The 19,474-nt window shown below is 22.8% G+C and carries 19 protein-coding genes and 1 tRNA gene; 11 read left to right on the top strand and 9 right to left on the bottom strand.

Annotated features, from left to right (window positions below; all coding sequences use genetic code 4):
- The first annotated feature begins 125 nt into the window (after positions 1–125).
- Positions 126–944: a DNA-formamidopyrimidine glycosylase gene (gene mutM, locus ACXX86_RS03210; RefSeq protein WP_458560385.1), complete on the top strand. Its 819-nt coding sequence runs from the start codon at positions 126–128 to the stop codon at positions 942–944.
- A complete protein-coding gene (locus ACXX86_RS03205; RefSeq protein ID WP_458560384.1) occupies positions 945–1,187 on the top strand; it encodes a Smr/MutS family protein in 243 nt (80 codons plus the stop codon).
- Positions 1,188–1,228: 41 nt separating this feature from the next.
- On the opposite strand, the gene ACXX86_RS03200 is transcribed toward ACXX86_RS03205, so the two are convergent.
- The 4 genes from ACXX86_RS03200 to ACXX86_RS03185 all read right to left on the bottom strand — a co-directional run bounded on the left by ACXX86_RS03200 (position 1,229) and on the right by ACXX86_RS03185 (position 5,029).
- Positions 1,229–1,302, bottom strand: a tRNA-Gly gene (locus tag ACXX86_RS03200).
- A gap of 116 nt (positions 1,303–1,418) precedes the next feature.
- A complete protein-coding gene (gene tilS / locus ACXX86_RS03195) occupies positions 1,419–2,306 on the bottom strand; it encodes a tRNA lysidine(34) synthetase TilS (RefSeq protein WP_458560383.1) in 888 nt (295 codons plus the stop codon).
- A complete protein-coding gene (gene pth, locus ACXX86_RS03190; RefSeq protein WP_458560382.1) occupies positions 2,266–2,844 on the bottom strand; it encodes an aminoacyl-tRNA hydrolase in 579 nt (192 codons plus the stop codon). The genes tilS and pth overlap by 41 nt, the downstream gene beginning before the upstream one ends.
- Positions 2,845–2,899: 55 nt before the next feature.
- Entirely contained in the window at positions 2,900–5,029 is a 2,130-nt protein-coding gene (locus ACXX86_RS03185; RefSeq protein ID WP_458561132.1) for an AAA family ATPase, read from the bottom strand.
- A gap of 87 nt (positions 5,030–5,116) precedes the next feature.
- Here ACXX86_RS03185 and serS point away from each other — a divergent pair, with 87 nt between their 5' ends.
- Positions 5,117–6,388 (top strand): serine--tRNA ligase, encoded by a 1,272-nt coding sequence (gene serS / locus ACXX86_RS03180; RefSeq protein WP_458561131.1) that lies wholly within the window; start codon positions 5,117–5,119, stop codon positions 6,386–6,388.
- 502 nt (positions 6,389–6,890) lie between these two features.
- On the opposite strand, the gene ACXX86_RS03175 is transcribed toward serS, so the two are convergent.
- From ACXX86_RS03175 to metK, 4 genes are all read right to left on the bottom strand, one after another.
- Positions 6,891–7,202 (bottom strand): hypothetical protein, encoded by a 312-nt coding sequence (locus ACXX86_RS03175; protein WP_458561130.1) that lies wholly within the window; start codon positions 7,200–7,202, stop codon positions 6,891–6,893.
- A gap of 29 nt (positions 7,203–7,231) precedes the next feature.
- Positions 7,232–7,525, bottom strand: a complete 294-nt coding sequence (locus tag ACXX86_RS03170; RefSeq protein ID WP_458561129.1) for a hypothetical protein — start codon at positions 7,523–7,525, stop codon at positions 7,232–7,234.
- Positions 7,526–7,594: 69 nt separating this feature from the next.
- Positions 7,595–7,882: a hypothetical protein gene (locus tag ACXX86_RS03165; protein ID WP_458561128.1), complete on the bottom strand. Its 288-nt coding sequence runs from the start codon at positions 7,880–7,882 to the stop codon at positions 7,595–7,597.
- On the bottom strand, positions 7,883–9,019 hold the full coding sequence (gene metK / locus ACXX86_RS03160; protein WP_458561127.1) for a methionine adenosyltransferase: 1,137 nt from the start codon (positions 9,017–9,019) through the stop codon (positions 7,883–7,885).
- A 1,219-nt stretch (positions 9,020–10,238) separates the two neighbouring features.
- Between metK and ACXX86_RS03155 the strand changes: the two genes are divergently transcribed.
- From ACXX86_RS03155 to ACXX86_RS03120, 8 genes are all read left to right on the top strand, one after another.
- Positions 10,239–11,270: a hypothetical protein gene (locus tag ACXX86_RS03155; RefSeq protein WP_458561126.1), complete on the top strand. Its 1,032-nt coding sequence runs from the start codon at positions 10,239–10,241 to the stop codon at positions 11,268–11,270.
- Positions 11,271–11,287: 17 nt separating this feature from the next.
- Positions 11,288–12,376 (top strand): SPFH domain-containing protein, encoded by a 1,089-nt coding sequence (locus ACXX86_RS03150; protein ID WP_458561125.1) that lies wholly within the window; start codon positions 11,288–11,290, stop codon positions 12,374–12,376.
- A 573-nt stretch (positions 12,377–12,949) separates the two neighbouring features.
- Positions 12,950–13,696 (top strand): hypothetical protein, encoded by a 747-nt coding sequence (locus ACXX86_RS03145; protein ID WP_458561124.1) that lies wholly within the window; start codon positions 12,950–12,952, stop codon positions 13,694–13,696.
- A gap of 299 nt (positions 13,697–13,995) precedes the next feature.
- The gene (locus ACXX86_RS03140; RefSeq protein ID WP_458561123.1) at positions 13,996–16,032 is read left to right on the top strand and encodes a hypothetical protein; all 2,037 of its coding nucleotides are present in this window, start codon (positions 13,996–13,998) and stop codon (positions 16,030–16,032) included.
- A gap of 63 nt (positions 16,033–16,095) precedes the next feature.
- On the top strand, positions 16,096–16,551 hold the full coding sequence (locus ACXX86_RS03135) for a hypothetical protein (protein WP_458561122.1): 456 nt from the start codon (positions 16,096–16,098) through the stop codon (positions 16,549–16,551).
- A 913-nt stretch (positions 16,552–17,464) separates the two neighbouring features.
- On the top strand, positions 17,465–17,647 hold the full coding sequence (locus ACXX86_RS03130; RefSeq protein WP_458561121.1) for a hypothetical protein: 183 nt from the start codon (positions 17,465–17,467) through the stop codon (positions 17,645–17,647).
- 20 nt (positions 17,648–17,667) lie between these two features.
- Positions 17,668–18,207 carry a hypothetical protein gene (locus ACXX86_RS03125; protein WP_458561120.1) on the top strand — a complete coding sequence of 180 codons (540 nt, stop codon included), beginning with the start codon at positions 17,668–17,670 and terminating at the stop codon, positions 18,205–18,207.
- Positions 18,207–18,437 (top strand): hypothetical protein, encoded by a 231-nt coding sequence (locus ACXX86_RS03120; RefSeq protein WP_458561119.1) that lies wholly within the window; start codon positions 18,207–18,209, stop codon positions 18,435–18,437. The genes ACXX86_RS03125 and ACXX86_RS03120 overlap by 1 nt, the downstream gene beginning before the upstream one ends.
- Before the next feature lie 369 nt (positions 18,438–18,806).
- Here the strand turns inward: ACXX86_RS03120 and ACXX86_RS03115 are convergent, their stop codons facing one another.
- Entirely contained in the window at positions 18,807–19,253 is a 447-nt protein-coding gene (locus ACXX86_RS03115; RefSeq protein WP_458561118.1) for a hypothetical protein, read from the bottom strand.
- Between the last annotated feature and the right edge of the window lie 221 nt (positions 19,254–19,474).

The following is a 19,474-nucleotide window of genomic DNA, read 5'->3' as shown; positions in this document are numbered from 1 at the left end:
AGATGAATTAAACAATAAAATTAACTAAGTATAGAAATTTAGTAAAAATTTAGGTTTTTCTTATATTTAGTCATTTTTATAATATTTTTGAAATATTTATAATAAAAGTGTAAAATTTTTATATTATGCCAGAATTACCAGAAGTTAGAGTCGTAAGACAAGAATTAAATAAATATGTTCAAAATAAAAAAATTGAGAATATTCATATTTTTAGAGATTCATTTATAAAGGAAATTTCCGTAGAAAAGTTTAAAGAAGCTTTAATTGGACAAACAATTGTAGAAGTAACTAATGAAGGAAAATTTCTTGTATTTCATTTAACTAATGATAATATTATTTTAAGTCATTTGAGAATGGAAGGAAAATATAATTATTTTGAACCAGCAAAAACAAGATTAAAACATGATTATGTTCTTTTTGAGTTTAGTGATAATAGTAATTTACACTACAATGATACAAGAACATTTGGAACTTTTCACTTAAGAACAAAGCAAAATTATTTAACAACAAATCCACTTGCTAAATTAGGAAAGATACCTGCACAAACAAATTTAGAAGAATTTTATAAAAAATTAAAATCTAGAAAAAAAGCAATTAAAACTTCTTTATTAGATCAAACTCTTGTTTTAGGATTAGGAAATATTTATGTAGATGAAGTGCTGTTTGCAACCAAAATTCATCCAGAAACTCCTAGTAATTTAATTTCCAAAAAACAAGCTAAAGAAATTTTAGAAGTAGCTACAGATATTTTAGATCGCTCCACTGAATTAGGCGGAAGTAGTATAAATTCTTACACATCATTAAACAAGAAAAAAGGTTCTTTCCAAAACTTTTTACAAGTTCACACTAAAAAAGGATTACCTTGCCCTATCTGTCAAAATGAAATTTTAAAAATAAAAGTAAATGGTAGAGGAACCTATTACTGTAAGGAATGTCAAAAATAAATGAATAATTGAAGTTATGAAAAAACAATTGATTTGCACGGATTAACTACATCAGAAGCAGAAATAGTATTATCAAATGCCATTTTTGAATTTAATAATTCAAATCAATATGACAGTTTAAATATAATTGTAGGAAGGGGTACAGGAACATTAAAAGTTTTTGTTAGAAGTTTTCTTGAAAGAGAAAATTTGTTTTTTACAGAAGGTGAAATAAACTTTTCAGTATTCAAAAAAGCATTTTAAAAGCAAGCTTTATAGCTTGCTTTTTTGGTCAAATTAATGATTGGAGCGAGTGAAGGGAATCGAACCCTCATAGTCAGCTTGGAAGGCTGAAGTTCTGCCATTAAACTACACTCGCGAGATACTTTATTATTATAAACTATTTTTTGTAAAAATCAAGAATTTTTATAGAAATTTTTATTTTTTTAAAAAAAATTTAAAAAAAACGGAAAAAATAAATAAAAAAAGCGATTTTTAGTCATTAAATATTATGTGATTTTTTACTTTATAAAGAAAAATACCTTTTTTTAATAAAAAGGAAGATGTCCTATTTTGAGAAAAGAGAAATTGTAAAATTAAATTAATTTTATTTTCAGTTAAATTTATATTTAAAAATTTTTGGTGAATTAGGTTATATATTAAATTTTTTTGCTTTTTTTCTGTTTGTTGTTTTAATCAATCAATATCAAAATTTGTTTTTTCTCATTTTTGCAACATTTTTTTATTTTTTCTATCTTTAAATAATAAAAAAATGTTTTTAATTTTGTAAGAAAAAATTGTTAGATTTTTATAAAAAGATTTATTTTTAAACTCAATTCTAATTTTATTTCTTTCATAAATTGGTAAGTTATTTGTATAGTCAATGGCAAAATTTATGTTTTTATTTTTTAATATTTTTTCAATTTTGTTTTTTGAATACTTAAAAAGTAATGGTCTATAAATTTGCATATCAAAGAGTTGACTTTTCTTTTTTATACCTCAATAATTAACTATTTTATTTTTATTTTTTTGAAGCATTATTGTCTCAAAAAAATCATCTTTATTATGGGCAATATAAAGGAAATTACAGTTATTTTCTTTATAAATTTTTTTAAAAAAATCATATCTTATTTGTCTGGCAAAATTTTGGAAATTTTCTATCTTTTCATAATTATCATAACTAACAGTTAGAACAAAAAAAGGAATTTTGTATTTTTTACAAAAATTCTCTACTATTGTTTGATCTTCATCACTAGTTTCTCTTTTTTTATAGTTAACGTGTGCCACAACAATATCTTTATTTTTAAATTTATTTAACATAAAGATAGAATCTGGTCCGCCACTAACTGCTAAGAGAACTCTTTGCTTTTTTATTTTTAGCATTAAACCTTTCAATAACCATTCTTATATCGTTTGAAATAAATTCAATTGAAGCAAGAGCGGCATCTTCAACAACTTTATCAATTATTTCTTTTTCATTTTGACTAAAAGGGGTTAAAACGTAATTTCTAGTGTTTTTATTTTCTGGTCGACCAATTCCTATTTTTAATCTTTTAATTTGATCAGTACCTAGTTGTTCAATAATGTTTTTCATACCATTATGCCCAGCGTGAGAACCGTGATTTTTAATTGCTGCTTGACCTATTTTAAAGTCCATATCATCATAAATAACAAGAATATCATCAGCAGGAATTTTAAAGAAAGACATTATTTCTCTTACAAAATCACCTGACTTATTCATGTAAGTAAATGGTTTTGCTAAAACATAATCTTCTTTTTTTGCAAAAACACCATTGAATTTGCTTCTTTCAAATTTTAATTCTAATTCATTAGCTATTTTATCTAAAACTCAAAATCCCACGTTGTGCTTTGTATTTTCATATTCAACACCAGGATTTCCTAAACCTATAATTAATTTCATATTTTAAATTATATTCCATTATAAGAATAATTTTTACAAATAAAAGTAAAATTCTTTAGTCATTTTGTTCTAAAAAATAATTGATATTTGTTTTTCTTTCTCTCTCTTCTGTTGATACAGCTATTTCAATAGCATCTTTTTCTCCAATAATTATTAATTCATCCTTTGCTCTTGTAATTCCTGTATAAAAGATTTTTTTATTTAAAAATATATTATATTCTTTAAAAATTAAATATATAAGAGCAGATGTTTCAGAACCTTGAAATTTATGTACAGAAACACAATAAGATAAAACTATAGAATTTCTGAATTTTTGCTCTGTAAATTTAATTAGTTTATCATTAAATTTAATTATTATAAATTCCACTTTTTCTTTATAAAACAGAATATTTTCTATATAACCGATTTCCCCGTTTACTAAATTTTGACTGGAATCATTTTCTGTTTGCATAACTTTGTCGTTAACAAAGTACTTAATGCCGTCTATTTCAAAAAAAGTATTATTTTTTTCATCAAAAATTTTGCTTTGAATTATTTTATTAATATTATTAATTCCTGCATTTCCTGCATATTTTGGAGCAATTACAATAAAATCATTTATTGAAAATTTTGATAAAAATAAGTCAATTTGCTTATTGAAAATTTCTAGAAAAGACTTTGCATTACTTTCATAAAATTTTACATAATTATTTTTAAATACAGGTATTTGGTCATTATTTACTGACGCTGCAATTTCTAATATTTCTTGTTTGTCTTTTTGACGATAATTATTTATTAATTTATTAGTAATAAATTTATCACTGTTAATAAAGTCATTTAATAAATTTCCATAACCAATGGAAGGTAATTGATCTTTGTCTCCAATTAAAACTATCTTTTTGATTTTATTTAAATCCAAAGATTTTAAGAGTTTATAGAATAAATCAGTATTCACCATAGAAAATTCATCGATAATTAAAGCATTAATTTCTTTTGTTAATTCTAAATTATATTCAATATTTTCGTTTTCTCATGAGACTTCTAAAAATGAATGAATTGTTCTAGAAGGGATGGATGCTTTTTGCAAAATATGAAAAGAGGCTCTACCTGTTGGAGTGAGAACTGCGACGTTTTTTTCTCCAAAAACATCGCTAAATCCTTTATAAATGAATTTTAGAATTTCTGTTTTACCAGTCCCTGGACCACCTGTTATAATAGTTAAATTATTTTCAAAAGCAGAAATAACAGAATTTTTTTGTATATCGTCTAAATACTTACCAATAATAGATTTTTTATATTTAAATTTATATTCTTTCTTTTTAATTTCATTAATAGTTTTTGCAATAAATTGCTCTTGTTCATACATTATAAAGTGAGTAATATTTTTTTTATCTTTGACAAAAAATAAAAATTTTTGATCCATTAAAATCTTTACATATTCTTTAAATTCTTCAATACTCATAAAAATTTTTTTATTTGCATTTTTATATACATGTTTTATTTCTTCTGGTTCTAAAAAAGTATTTTCATTATCTTTTAAATAAGATAAAAACTCATTTAAAATTATGTATTTTTTTCTAATTTTACTTTCTGGTTTTATACCTAAAGCTAAAGCCATTTTATCTACATCAGCAAAAACATATTCATCAACTGTATCTAAAATACAAAAAGGTTGCTCTTTTAAGTATTTTCAAAATTCTAGAAGTCTGTATTTTTTATCTAATTTAGAATATAAATTTTCTAATCCGTTTGAAAAAAAGAAAATCTCTATTTCTTGTTTTAAAGAATTGGCAGAAATTTTGTCAAAAATAATTTTTGCTTTTCTTTCGGGAATTAATTTAGGAATAGAATAAATGAGATTAGGATCATTTTTCAAAATAGATATGGATTTATCACCCCAAGTGTTATAAATACTTTGAGCCATTTTTTGACCTATTCCTGGAAAAAGTGAAGAAGAAAAGTATTTTACTATTTCTTTTTCGTTGGTTTCAATAATTAATTCACATTTTTTTAATTCTCAACTATTTTGATATTTTGGATGGTTTTTTTCTAAAGCAGTAATTAAATAAGATTTTTTTAATTCTAAATTAATTTTTGAAGTTAGACTAATTATTTGTTTTTCTTTAGTTTTTACTAAAAAAATAAAGAAATTTTTAGTATTGTTTTCAAAAATCTTTCTTTCTACTTTGACTTCAAATTCTTTCATATGGAAATTATAAACTACTATTAAAAAATATCAATTCAATTTTAACTAATAAGATATATTTTTAGTTTTTGTATTATAATTTTATTTATGTTAAATATTAAATTTATATTAAATAATAAAGAAGAAGTTATTAATAAACTTAAAACAAGAAATTTTGATATTTCTTTAGTAGAAGAAATTTTTAAACTTGGAGAAAAAAGAAGTGAAGTTATGTCAAAACTTCAATTTTTAGAGAGTCAAAGAAATGAAAAATCAGCAAAAATTGGTCAAATGGTAAGAAATAAAGAAAATACTGACCAAATCAAAAAGGAAGTAAGTGAACTTAAAATTCAAATTGATTCATTAAGTGAGCAAAGCAACGAAATTAACTCTAAAATTGAAAATATATTACTAAATATTCCTAATTTACCTTTAGATTCAGTTCCTGTAGGTTTAGATGAAAATGATAATGTAGTAGTTGAAGTTAAAGACAAAATTGGTAGAGGACTTGTAAAAGCATTAAAACCACACTATGAAATTGGTTTAGATTTAGACATTTTAGATTTTGCAAGAGCAGTTAAAATGTCTGGTTCTAGATTTGCTATTTTTAAAAATGAAGGAGCAAGATTAGTAAGAGCATTAGTTTCATTTATGTTAGATGAACACGTAAAAAATGGTTATACAGAAATGGTTACTCCTACAATGGTTTTAAGCAAAATGCTTTATGGAACAGGACAACTTCCAAAGTTTGCTGAAGATTTATATAAAATTGAAAATAATGATATGTGAATGATTCCTACAGCAGAAGTAACTTTAACCAATTATCATAATGATGAAATTTTAGATTTAAATGTTGCTAAAAAATACGTTGGTTATACAAAATGTTATAGATCTGAATCAGGAAGTGGTGGAAGAGATACTAAAGGATTAATTAGATCTCACGAATTTCACAAAGTAGAATTAGTTAAAATAGTTAATGATAAAGACAAAATGAATGAATTTCACCAAACTGTAAAAGATGCTGCTAATATTTTAGAAAAACTAGAAATTCCATATAGAACAGTAGCATTAAGCACAGGAGATTTAGGTTTTTCTTCTAAACAAACATTTGATTTAGAATTATGACTTCCTTCAGAACAAAGATTTAGAGAAGTTTCATCAATTTCATTCTTTGGTGATTTTCAAGCAAGAAGAGCATTAATTAGATATAAAAATGAAGATAATAAAACAGAGTATGCAAATACTATAAATGGTTCTGGTATAGCTATTGATAGAGTTTTTGCTGCTATTTTAGAGCAATATCAAAATGAAGATGGAACAATTGATATTCCAAAAGTTTTAGTTCCTTATATGAATGGTTTAACTAAAATTTCAAAGTAAAATCCACAAAACATTGTGATAACTAATTTTTTAAAAGAAAAATCTCCCATTTTAAATCGGAGATTTTATTTTTCTTTTTCCAGGGACATTGGTTGTCTTTTTTTTCCAACTGCTTTATTTTTTTTGATTTGATTTTTTAGTTTGTGATTCTGATTTCATAATTAAATTATAATGTTTTTATTAGCTAATATTTTTTTTATTTGAAGAAATAACTTTTAAAATTCCTTTTCTTTTAAATTCTAATGTGTCATTATAGTTGTATTTCTTTTTATATGAATTTAACCACATAAACAAAAAGTCACATTTTATATTGGGAATGGGGTAACATTTTATTTTTGTTTTAATAAAAAAAAATAAAAAAAATAAAAAAAAATAAAAAATAATATGGTAGAATTTATTTATTGAAAGAACGGTCGCTAATTGGCGGATCCCTTATTTATGTCCGTTTTTTAGGCTTGGTATGGGGAACAAAGAAAACTCACTTTTAAAGTGAGTTTTTAAATTAAATAATAGACTTATAAATTTCATGTACTTTTTTAAATTTATTTTTAACCATATCTTCATTAATTCTCTTTTTTTCTTCAATAATCAATAAATCAAAAATATATGGTAATGCTGGAAAAAAATTTTCATCTATCCTATATAGAAATTTTATTTCCTTACTAATAATCAACTTAAAATTCTTTTTTTCTTTTAATTTTCCTTGAATAATTTCATTTATTTCTAATATAAAAAAATATTGAATGTTTTTAGAGTGGGCTAAAAAATTTCTTAATTTAGAAATGAAACTTAATATACTTAAAAATTCATCCACTTCTTCTGTTATATTAATAAGTTCTCTAACTAATTCCTTCTTTTTTGTTCATCTAAAAATTTATTTTTTTTATTTAATATTTTTTCTAAGAGAAATTTTAAATTTCCTATAGTAAATTCTTCTATATTGATTCAAATATAATTAGATTTATTTAAAACTTTTTCCTTAAATTTATTAAAACTCTTAATATCTTCTTTAGAATTGTTAATAAAAGTTTTTTCTAAAAAAACAATTCATTCTTTTCCTGAAAATCCTGTATTCAACATCCATTTACCAATATTGTTTGCAAGAATAGTTTTTATTCTTCTTTCTATTTCTAACACAATGTTTAAGAAGAATTCAGAAAATTTTTTATTATTTTCATTATACTTTTTTAATTTATCATATGTAAATTATTTTTCATAAATATGTTCATTATTTATTTTATCCTTTTCATAAAAGAATTGAAAAAAGTTGAAAAATTTATTTTTTTCCTTTCACTTTCCTAATATATATTTTCAATCTAATAACTCATCTTTTTTGATTTTAGCAAAAACCATTTTAAAAGGAGTAAAGTAATTGATGTAATTATTATTTTTTAAATTTTTTAGTGTATCATGTCTTTCCTTAGGAAAAATTTTCATTTTTTTTGTATTTATTAATCTGTCTAACTGCTCTTCAAAAGTAAGGTATTTTTTCATCTATCTCTTTTTAAGTATATTTTCTATTTCATTTACCTTATTTAATCTTTCTCAAGGTAAATCTAAATCATTTCTTCCAAAGTGTCCAAATGAAGCAGTTTGTTGATAAATAGGTTGTTTAAGATTTAAATCATTAATAATTCCTGCTGGTGTTAAATTAAATGTTTTATCAATGATTTCTAAGATAAATTCATCACTATAATTAGATGTGTTGAAAGTATTAACATTAATGGAAATTGGTTTGCTTATACCGATGGCATAAGATAATTGAATTTCAATTTTTTTTGCTACTTTTGCGGCAACTAAATTTTTAGCCACTCATCTTGCTGCGTAGGCAGCACTTCTGTCTACTTTTGTATAATCTTTTCCACTAAAGGCTCCACCTCCATGTTTTGCAGCACCACCGTAGGTATCAACTATTATTTTTCTCCCTGTTAATCCAGCATCGCCAATAGGACCACCTATTGTAAATTTACCTGTAGGATTTATTAAGATTTTATAGTCATTATTTAAATTATACTTATTAGAAATAAATAGCATAATCTCTTCTTTTATAAAGGATTTAAAGGCATTTTCGTCATAATTAGCATCATGTTGAATTGACATAAGTATAGTATCAATTCTAATATTTTTTTCATCTGTATAGTCGATGGTTACTTGACTTTTCATATCTGATTTAGCTCATTTAAATTTATGACTCACTCTTAACTCTTCTGCTCTTTTAACTAATGCGTGAGCAAGGGTGATTGCTAAAGGCATAAATTCTGGTGTTTCATCAGTTGCATAACCAAACATAATTCCTTGATCACCTGCTCCTATTTCTCCGTTCTTTTGATCTACTCCTTGATTGATATCTGGACTTTGACTATTAACGTTAGAAACAATTGTAAAGTCACTTTCATTATATCCTAATTTCTTAACTGTATTTCAAGCTACTTTAACAACGTCTACATAAGTCTTAGTTGTTATTTCTCCTCCTATGATAATTAATCTATTAGAAGCCATAACTTCACATGCAACTCTTGCATCTGGATCTTTCTTTAGAATAGCATCTAATACTCCATCACTAATTTGATCACATATTTTATCTGGATGTCCTTTTCCTACACTTTCACTTGTAAATAATTTTTTATACATTTTTCTCCTTGTTATTTGTTTTTTTAAAAAATAAAATTCTCTAATTTACAAAAGAGAATTTTTGGAACATTAAAGATTTCTATACATGACAGATATTTAATATCCCGAGGGTTTCCACCTTGCATTGCAGGTTGGCTCACTTCAAAGTTCCCTTAAACTCAGTGACTCTTAATGTATTTTTTTACACTAAAATGATACAACATTTTTCCAAAAATAAAAAAAAATAATTTTTTTTGGCAAAAAGTTAAAAAAATGGTAAAATTTTAATGAAAAATAAACTTTTTGGCAAAATGAACCAATTTTTACCCCCCAAAAATTTAAGAAAAATAGGATTTTGCAAAAATTGAGTTATATTTTTCAAATATGCCTGTTTTTCCCATATATTTGGAAAAAATAGTTAATAAAAAGTAAACAAAATAGTAACATAATATTTCGTATAAAGTTTATTCTTTTTAACAAGAATCTTTCTTATTTTTGTTTTGAGTTTCCTCAAAATTAAAGAAATAAAAATTTCAATTAATAATTTTCTCTCTGATTTTAAAGAGAGATTTTTTTATTTTTATTAAATTAAAATATTTGAGTTGTAGTTATAAAAATTGAAGTTAATGTAAAATTGTTTTTAAATGATTTAGTCTAGTTTTTATTCTTTATACTTCTTCTTTTCTACATAGTTGTAAAATGGTGCTTGTAAGTCTTGTAATAAATTTCAATATATTATTTTTATTTGTATATAAATAATTTAATATTCTTTGGTATTAGGAATTTTTACTAAATAGCTTAATTTAATTTTTTTTGATTTGTTATTCAAACTTTAATTTTGTAGTTACCTATATTATTTATTAAGTTTTTTATTAATATAAAATAAGAATTTTGAAAATCATATAGGATTCAACTATTTTGAATTAAAAGAAAAAAAATGAGTTGATTTCAAAATTAAGTACTTCTAATTTTAATTACTAATATTATCTACTTATTTTGTTTTAATAAATTAAAAATTTTATTAATATATTTTGATTTATAATTAATCTTTCTGAAAATATTTATTTCTTAAATTTATTTTTTATTTATATTAAATAATTAAAAAATTTTGTATATTTACAAGAAAAATACAACTCTTTTTTTCTTTAAATTTAGTCTAAAAACAAAGAAAAATGGACTTTTTTACCAAAATCTTTGTTTTTTTTTTTTTTTTGTATAATGCTTTATGAAAGGAGGTTTTATGAATAATAAAAAATCAATTATTTCTAAATTATTTTATTTATTGAAAGGTTATACATATTTTGAAGAAAGTTGAGAAAATGTTTTAACATCAGGAAAATTAGATGAAGTTGATATGAGTGAAGAGTGAACTTGAAAATGACATTTAGAAGGTTATAAAAATAAGAAAACAAATAAAATTAATGAATTTTCTCTTTCCTATGAATATGATTATAAACAATATCAAACTATTTCAAATTTAGTTCATCCTATTACTGTAAAATCAGAATCTAAATCTGAACCAAAATATTTTTATAATTCCGATGTCAATACTTTAGAAGAAATTTATAAATTAGCAGGAAATGAATCTGTATTAGAGTGTTTTAAAAATCCAACATTAAAAGACAAATCTTTAGATGAGTGATTAAATTTTGATGCTAAATTTAAAAATTATACATTCAATCCATTTTCTTTAGAAAATATAATTTATGTTGCTTTTAATGAAAAAGAAGTAATGTTTAAAAAATATCTAATTAGAAAAATTGTTGAAAAAATTGCAATTGAATTCTTCAATAATGCAAAAGAAAATGTTAAAAGAAGCAAATCTTTAGAACAAGCTGAAATTTTGGATTTTAAAATTTATAAAACCAAGATAATAGAAAAATTAAAAGATTATTCTTTGGTTGAAATTTCAGAAAAAACAATTGAAACTTGTTGAAATGAAATTATTAAATTAAAAATAAAAGAATATGAAAAAGAAGCATATACAAATTCAGAAAAAGTATTAATATTTTCAAATTCATCAGCTTTTGAATTGGCACTTAAAAATCACAATCCTTACTATCAAGCAGGAGAATTTATACTTTTACAAGATGCTGATGAAGAGAATAGTAATCCAAATCCAAAATATGGAAGCATAAAAATTAGCGGGCAAGAAAAGAAAGTCCTTGCAGCACAAGGACAAGGTTTTCTTGAAGCAGGTACTATGGTTAATATTCAAAGAGAAAAGCATGGAATCTTTTATGTGACTAAAGTTAAAAAAATAAAAAATTAAGAAAGGATATTTAAAAAATGATATATATAATTATATCTGTTATTGTTGCAGTTATCGTAATAGGTGCTGGTGTTTGATTCTTTTTAAAGAAAAAGAAAGAAAAAGAAGCACAAAGAAAAAAAGCGGCTTTTGAAAGAAAAAAATCAGAATTAAAAACTAAAATAGAAACTCTAAAATCTCCTGATAAAGAAAATAATTTAGCAAAACTTAATTCTATGCAAGTTGAAAATAATACAATTAAGGATTTAGAGACTTTCAGTACAGAAATCGATAATTTAATAGCTAAAATGCTTTTAGAAGAAAAAGAAAGACAAGAAAGAGAAAGACAAAAAAGAAGAATCGATCTTGCTGAAAATGAGTTTACTGTTATTGAAAACAAAAATACAAAAATCATTACCCAATTTTTAAAAACTCCTGGAACATATTACTGAGAAGAAGATGAACAAATTAAAACTTCTTTATTTGAAAACGAAGGAGCAAGCAAAGCAACTTTTGGTTTAGACGAAACTCCAATGAGATTTGATATTAACAAATTGTTTACCAAAGATAACAAAAGATTAAATATTGAATTAGTATTAATGTGAAAGGTTTTAGAACCAGAATTATTTTATAGACAAAAAGAAGCTCATAAGAAAAAATTAGAAATTGGTGTTAAAAACTCTATTTCAGATTTTATAAGAAGCAAAAATTGAGAAGAATTATCAGGTATAAACAATCAACTAAAATCTAATTTATTAAAAGAAATTGAATCAATTGTATCTAATACAGGTTTAGAAATAGTTAATTTAAATAATGATATTAATTTAGACGAAGATGATGTTAAAGCATTAAAAGAAATTAACACAGCAGAAGAAAAAAGTAAAATTAAAAAACTTGAAACAGAAGATGAATATTACAGATTAAAAAGATTAGCAGAAGCAGAAAGAGACTATATTGAAATTATAAAATCTGCAAATATTTCAGAAGAAGTATTAGTTTGAAAAGCCATTGATAAATTATCCGATTTAATCAAATCAAAAAACACTAATACTCTAGTTGTTTCTCCAAATTTAAAAGAAACAGCATTGGAAATAGTTAAAGGCGAAACTAGCGTAAACAAAAAATAATGATAAATAAGAGAAAAGAGAATATAAGTTCCATACTATATCTAATCACAATTCTAACATCGATAATCATTAATTCGATTTTATCTTTTAGTGAAATAAATATTTCATTTCTTAAAGAAAATGAGCAGTTTTTTGTACTTATAATTTATATTGCGTTTTTAATATTTTTTCAATTCTATCTCATTTGGAATATTATAAGAAAAGGAACATTTTCAATATTGTGATGATTCTTGACTTTTTCTCTTGTCCCGATTACAAATGTTTTATTTAGTGTTTCTATTCTGTTTTTTAAAGGTGCTAATGAAATAGATTGGGCATACAAAGTAGGATCATGATGTTATGGAATTGCTTTTTCGATATCAACATTATTATTTATTTTAGTTTTAGTTATATTTATAAGGAGACAAAAAAAAATAAATGTTTAAAAAAAATAAACAAAAAAAAGTTAGAACTTGAGAAGATGATTTGTGAGAGTTTCAAAAAAGTATATTTTTTTTTAAAATTATAGTTATTATATGTTTGCTTTTATTATTTTTTAAATTATTGTATATTTGAACAAGTTGGTTCTATATTATGAAAGATCAATTATCAACTACATTATGAGTGGTTATGTTTTTAGTGTCACTGTGGTATATTTTTTTTAGTTATAAAACTTTAAAAAAACCTTTTTATATTTTTAGAACTATAACTCATATAGCATTTTCATCTTTTTCTCTCATTGTACTTCTTTTATATATTTATTCTTATGACGGAATTTATAGTGATAACCTAGCAATCTCTTATGCACGTATAATTTTAAATCTTTGAGGTGAATGAGCGTTTTGAATTTTAGCAATTTTAATACTTTTTCCTATTTCTCTAATTAGTTATTTAAAACTTAAAAAGATTAAAAAAGATCATCCTGAGTGAAAAAACTTAGGTAAAAGAAAAATTTCAGAAAAAACAGCAAATGGGATTGAAATAATAACTTTGGATGGGGTAAAATATTATAAACCAGAAGAGTTTGATGAAGTATGAAAAGAATATAAAATTTTACCTAGTGACATCCAAGATTTAACAAAGGAAAGATTAATAAAAGTGCAAGAATTACTAACTAACAAAGAAACTATAATTGACGGAAATAAATTTAAAATTTTTGATATGAAAAATTCAGTAATTCCAACTGAAGCTTTCGATAGAATAAGAAATAGAATTCATTATAAATTAATGGACACAAAGAAAAATATTGAAGATTATAAAGAAAAAAATCCAAGCATTAATCAAGAATGAATGAGAGAAATTTTAATAGAACTACTTAAATGTATCGATCTTAGCGAATAACAAAATAATTTTAATTATAAAATTAACAAGAATATATTTAAACAGAGCATAAAATTAGTGTCTTAAATTTATGCTCTGTTTAATTTGTATTTGTAGTTGTAATTTTAAAATCATTATTTACTTGGGCGTTTGATTATATAATTACATTTGCTACTAATACAATATTATTATTATTTAAGAGTTTTTCAATTATAGTAGAATCAATAGCATATAATCCCCGTAAAGATACAGTTTATGAAAATATTGAACAATGATGAATTAACTGAAAAAATTTAGTATTTAATGTTGGTTATCTTACAGTGTTTATTTTATTTCAATTAATATTTATATTATTAAAAGATTCAGCAATTCAATTTCTATTTAGACAAAACTTTGCTTCTTCTATTAATAATTTATTTGTATTTGTAATTGGAATAGTATTTTTTGGAATTTCAATTGAAGTATATAATAAATTTGGTAATGACTTAGCTGCTAGATGAGATGTAGAATTTTATGCTGAATTACCTCAACCATTTGAAAAAATTAAAGAAGCTATTGGTGGTGCTGTTAAACTTGCTGCCAAAGTCGGTGGTGTTGGAGCATTTCTTGGTAAAAACGCAAAAGGTAAATTTTTAGGAACCGGGGTTGGACAGAAATATTTAAATAAAAAAGCAAAAGTTGTAGGAAAATATTCAGAAAAAATAAGAAATAGTGCTTTTGGTCAGTCTAAAATCGGTAAAAAACTATTATCTAATGAGAAATTAACTAACTGGGAAACTGCTATTAAAAAGAAACAAGTTCGTCAAGGTAAAGGTGAGTATGTTACTACTAAAAAATATTCAAAAGATAGAAAAGACACAACACAAAAAATATTTCAACAGGCATCACAAAAATTCTCTAGTGATAACATTAAAGCAAAAGTTAGAGAAAAGTATAATGATTTTCAAAATACTAACAAAGGTATCTATGATAGATTTAAAGAGCAGTTTGATAAAGGGATAGTTACTAAAAATACAGATGAAAAATTATTAACAAATAACCAATTACAATTAAATAATCTAAAAACAGATAATAAACCATTAATTGATAAACTAAATGCCTTACCTGCTAAATTTACAGAAACAACAAAAGAGGGTAATAATACACCAATTAATACCATTCAAAAAGAAACAATCATTAAAGAATCTAAAACCGATATTAAAGAAATTAAATCTGAAAAAATTAAAGAAACCGTTACAAATAACAAAGAAAGTATTAAAGAAACTGTTAATAAAGAACATATCAGTAATAATAATGTAATCAACACTATTACAAACAACAATAACACAGATAATAATACTATTACAAACGACATTAATAAAGCAACCAATTCAACACCTAACGATAATGTATCAGATACTAATAAAGTAGAAAAAATTAATGATAATATTGATAAAGTAAATACTGAAAAAGATAATAATAACATTAATAACAATACTGATAATACAATCAAATCAGAACCTAATAAAGTTGAAGAAAAACCACAAGATGTAGCAAAAGGAACTAAACAAGAAGAAAAAATTGAAGATAATAATAAAAATACTGAACTAAATGAAAATGAAACCAAAAAAGTTAAAGACGAAATAAAAACCAAAGATGTTAATAAAAACGTTAAAAATAATATAAATATTACTGAAAAAACAGATAAATCTAACGACGATAAATTTGGAACATTAATTATTAACTTTGAAAACATATCTAAAACAAGACAACAAAATAAACCAGAAGAAAATAAATTAGAACAAAATAAACCAGAAGATAATAATATAGAGAACAATAAACCAGATTGAATAATTGATTTAGATAATACAACAAAAGATAATAATATAGAGAACAATAAACCAGATTGAATAATTGATTTAGACAATACAACAAAAGATAATAATATAAACACTATAAACAATATTGAAAAAAATAATATTTCAGAAGACGTTACTGTTAAAAATAAAGATGTGCAAGATAAATTAAATAACAGCGACAATATAAATAATAAAAATGCTAAAATAGATAAAACTACTAAAACTAAAAAACAATTAAAAAAATCTAATACTATTAAAAACGATAAAAAACCGGTAGAAAAAGTTAAGGATACTAAACCAACAACCAAAAAACAAAAAACCAAACAGAATAAAAATGATAAAATAGATAACAATAACACTGAAAAACAAAAACCAAACTACGACTTAGGGATAAATTATTTAAATAACTCATTAAGTAAAGAAAAAACAAAACAATCATTAGAAATAAATAAAAAAACCAAAAATAATTATGATTTAAAACAATGAGTAAGAGATAATTTTAAAGATAAAAAAAAATAACTACTAATTCATAAGTCTAAAAAATAAAAAAAATCGTAAAAATAAATAACAAAAGGAGAAACAATGCATTTAGAATGAAGAATAAATGGTGACGAAAATAATTGTGAAGATATGGATTCTGGGGTTTATCACAAAATAATTGAATGATTACAAGAAAAAAAAGTATTACCACAAAATTGAGAAGACTTTAATCAACAACATATGGATAATATATTAATTTTATTTAAAGACTATACTAGTAATCCAAGAACTGATGAAAGAGTTATTAAACCAGTTAAAGATGAAGAACATACAGTTGCCTTATACGTTTCAAAGCGTGCAAAAACAGATTTAGAACTAATAGATAAAACCATATTTAATATATGAAATTGGATAGATACTGAATTAATCGAAAATACAATAGATAATATAACAGATGAAACAATATTAAATAGATTAAAACCATTTGGACAGCAAGTAAGAAAAGAATACAACTATTGATTTAAACTTCGTCACGGTAGAGAATTACCAGAATTATAGATACAAAAATTACCAAATTTATAGATACCTTTAATCGGGTATTTTTTTTATTACTTTGATTATGTGAGAATAATAAGATACTACCACTAAAACTACCACTAAAACTACCACTAAAACCTATTGTCTTACAATCTTAAAATATTATGAATTGTTGAAAAAAATTAAAACTCACATAAACATAGTTATTTTAAACAGAAATTATTATCTGGTATATTTACACTCCCAAAGCAAAACCGTTTAAAATACGCAAAATATAAGCGTTACAGGGGGTGTTTTATATTAATAGTTATCTTAGAATTTGCAACATTATTATTTTTAGATATTTTTACCACTAAATTACAACAGATATATAGTATAAATCACAGCACCACAATCGATACTAAAACCTATCTGTGCGTTTATTGTAACTAATTATTAAATTTGTTGCATTAGAATTATTAAAAAACTGAAACATAATTATAGAATTTACACCATTTAACATCATATTTTTGTTGCTTTTAGGTAATTAATAAATTAGGCAACCTGGTAATATTACTCTATGGTGTGTTTTTTATACTAATTTTTCAGTTAAACCAATATAACAAAATACTCGCAACTAAATATTTTCTCTAAATTAATACTGTAATAATACCTAAAATATGTGTGTTTAAGTTAATTTGTATATTTCACACATTTTTATACTAATATATTATTTTTCGCACAAATTTTATCTATTTATGATATTAGTGGTGTATTTGTAATAAATTATTACATTTGCTGTTGTAAAAAATAAAAAAACACCATCGAAATAGTGTCTAATTATGTTCTATTCAAAACGTGTGGTCCTTTATAATATTGTTATACCACAACAAATAAAAAAATTAAATTAAAACCCAAATTTGTTAATGATATAATTATAATTATAAGGAGATATATGAAAAAACTTACTGAAAATGAGTATTATTTAGAATTAATGAACTCAATAGATATCAATTTTAAAACTCTTGATATGGTTCTTGATGAATTTAATATATTATTAATATGAGATTTATTAAAAGTAATTTCTAAAAAAGCATATAATAAATATTTTTACTTAAAAGGTGATAAGAAGTATTAGGTATTCACTATACACAACCAATGGAAGAAACCAAATCACTATTATTAAATATTTTAAACGAATTACCATATGAAGTAAATTATAAATTAGATGTAATAAGTGATATTATCCAATTAAAAATAACAATAAACAACTTTTACTTAATAATTAAATTTAACAATTATGAAAAAACCAAACACGTAAAATTATTAAGTCATACTAACGAACAAGGTGAAACATTAAAACTTTTTACAATTTCGGTTGAAGAATTGGTATATAATAGATTAATTAAAATTTTATTAAAAGATGAAATATATAAAAACATTTATGAATTCTTTAAGTTGATAGATAATAATAAATTAAACTACATTTATATAAACAAACATTTTGATATTAAAAAATTATATATTTTAAAAAATGACTTAATCAAACACATTAAAGACGAAAAGTTTATTAAAGAATTTTATGATTATTATTTTAATTTAACTAACTTTCACTATCCCTATACTGATATAACCGTAAAACTTTTAATTGAAATTGAAAAAATATTAAGAAAATTTAAATACAAGGAAGTTTATTAATGGAATATAAAAACTATTTACAATCATTAAAAGATAAAATTCGTAATAAAAGTTATAAACATCCTAGAAATAAACTGATTAACTATTATTTATTATTAGAAATTTTAGAAATTATACAGAACTCTTGTTATAAAAATATTTTTACGGGTAAATTTGTATTTTATGGTAGAATATATTTATTGAAAGAACTGTCGCTAATTAGCGGATTCCTTATTAATATTGCTTTTTAGATATGGTATGGGAAACAAAGGAGACTCACTGGTAGTGGGTTTTTTAAATCCTTATAATACATAATAATAGCAAATATAAAAATCTCTGATGACTAATAAACTAAAACCTACCGTGTAACTCTAACACTATGCATCAATCTAAAATAGTGTCTGTAACGCCTAGAAATTCGATATAATCAACGATAATGTAGTGGCTGGTGTAAATTACTCCTAAGAATTCCCGTTTAAAATAACACTGTTTTTGTGCATCTTTAAAATTAATAAAAAAATAGATGCCAGCATCTAAAATATATCTCAATTATACAAACTATTTAAAATATATCACTGTTATTCCAACTATTTAAAATATATCACTATTATCCAAATTATTTAAAATATATCACTATCTTCATTGAAATAACTTAATTTTTGGTTTTCTATCTCTTTTGGACTTACTGCGTTATTTTCTACTAATCTATTTATTCTTTTATCTTCCACTAACCTATTTAAATTTTTATCTTCTAATAAATCATCTATTTTATCTAACGAAACCTCATTGTTTTTACTTTCAATTTTTTTAGTTCCTTGATTATTAATTAATTTATTTTGATTAGAACCTTGGGATAAATAGTTTTGACTCATATCAATATTAATTATTTTTGAACTGTTATCACTATTATCGGTGTTATTAATTGTTGTGGTGTAAGTTTGAGTTAAATAATTAGAAATAATAGGTGCGTATTGTGAATATAAGTTATTATATAGCGAATTTTCTTTTCTTCTAATTAACGTTCAATCTCATAAATAATATAAAGTTATCATTACTACTTGAAACATTCAAAATCATATAGATAAATTTAACTTGCTAAATCGACTAACTATTATAATCCCGTAAAATACAATCATAATAAATAATAAATGTTGGATTTAAATAAGGCAAAATAGGTTAATATTTAATTTTCAACTATAAAACACAGGAAAATAAAGAATTTAGTAAAAAAACAAAAATTTCTCAATAGCAAATATTTAAATTAAAATATTTATAAGGAGAAATTTTT

It is taken from the genome of Mycoplasma sp. CB776 (assembly GCF_054343395.1).
The sequence above is the reverse complement of the archived record's forward strand: the minus strand, read 5'-3'. Positions and strand labels throughout refer to the sequence as shown.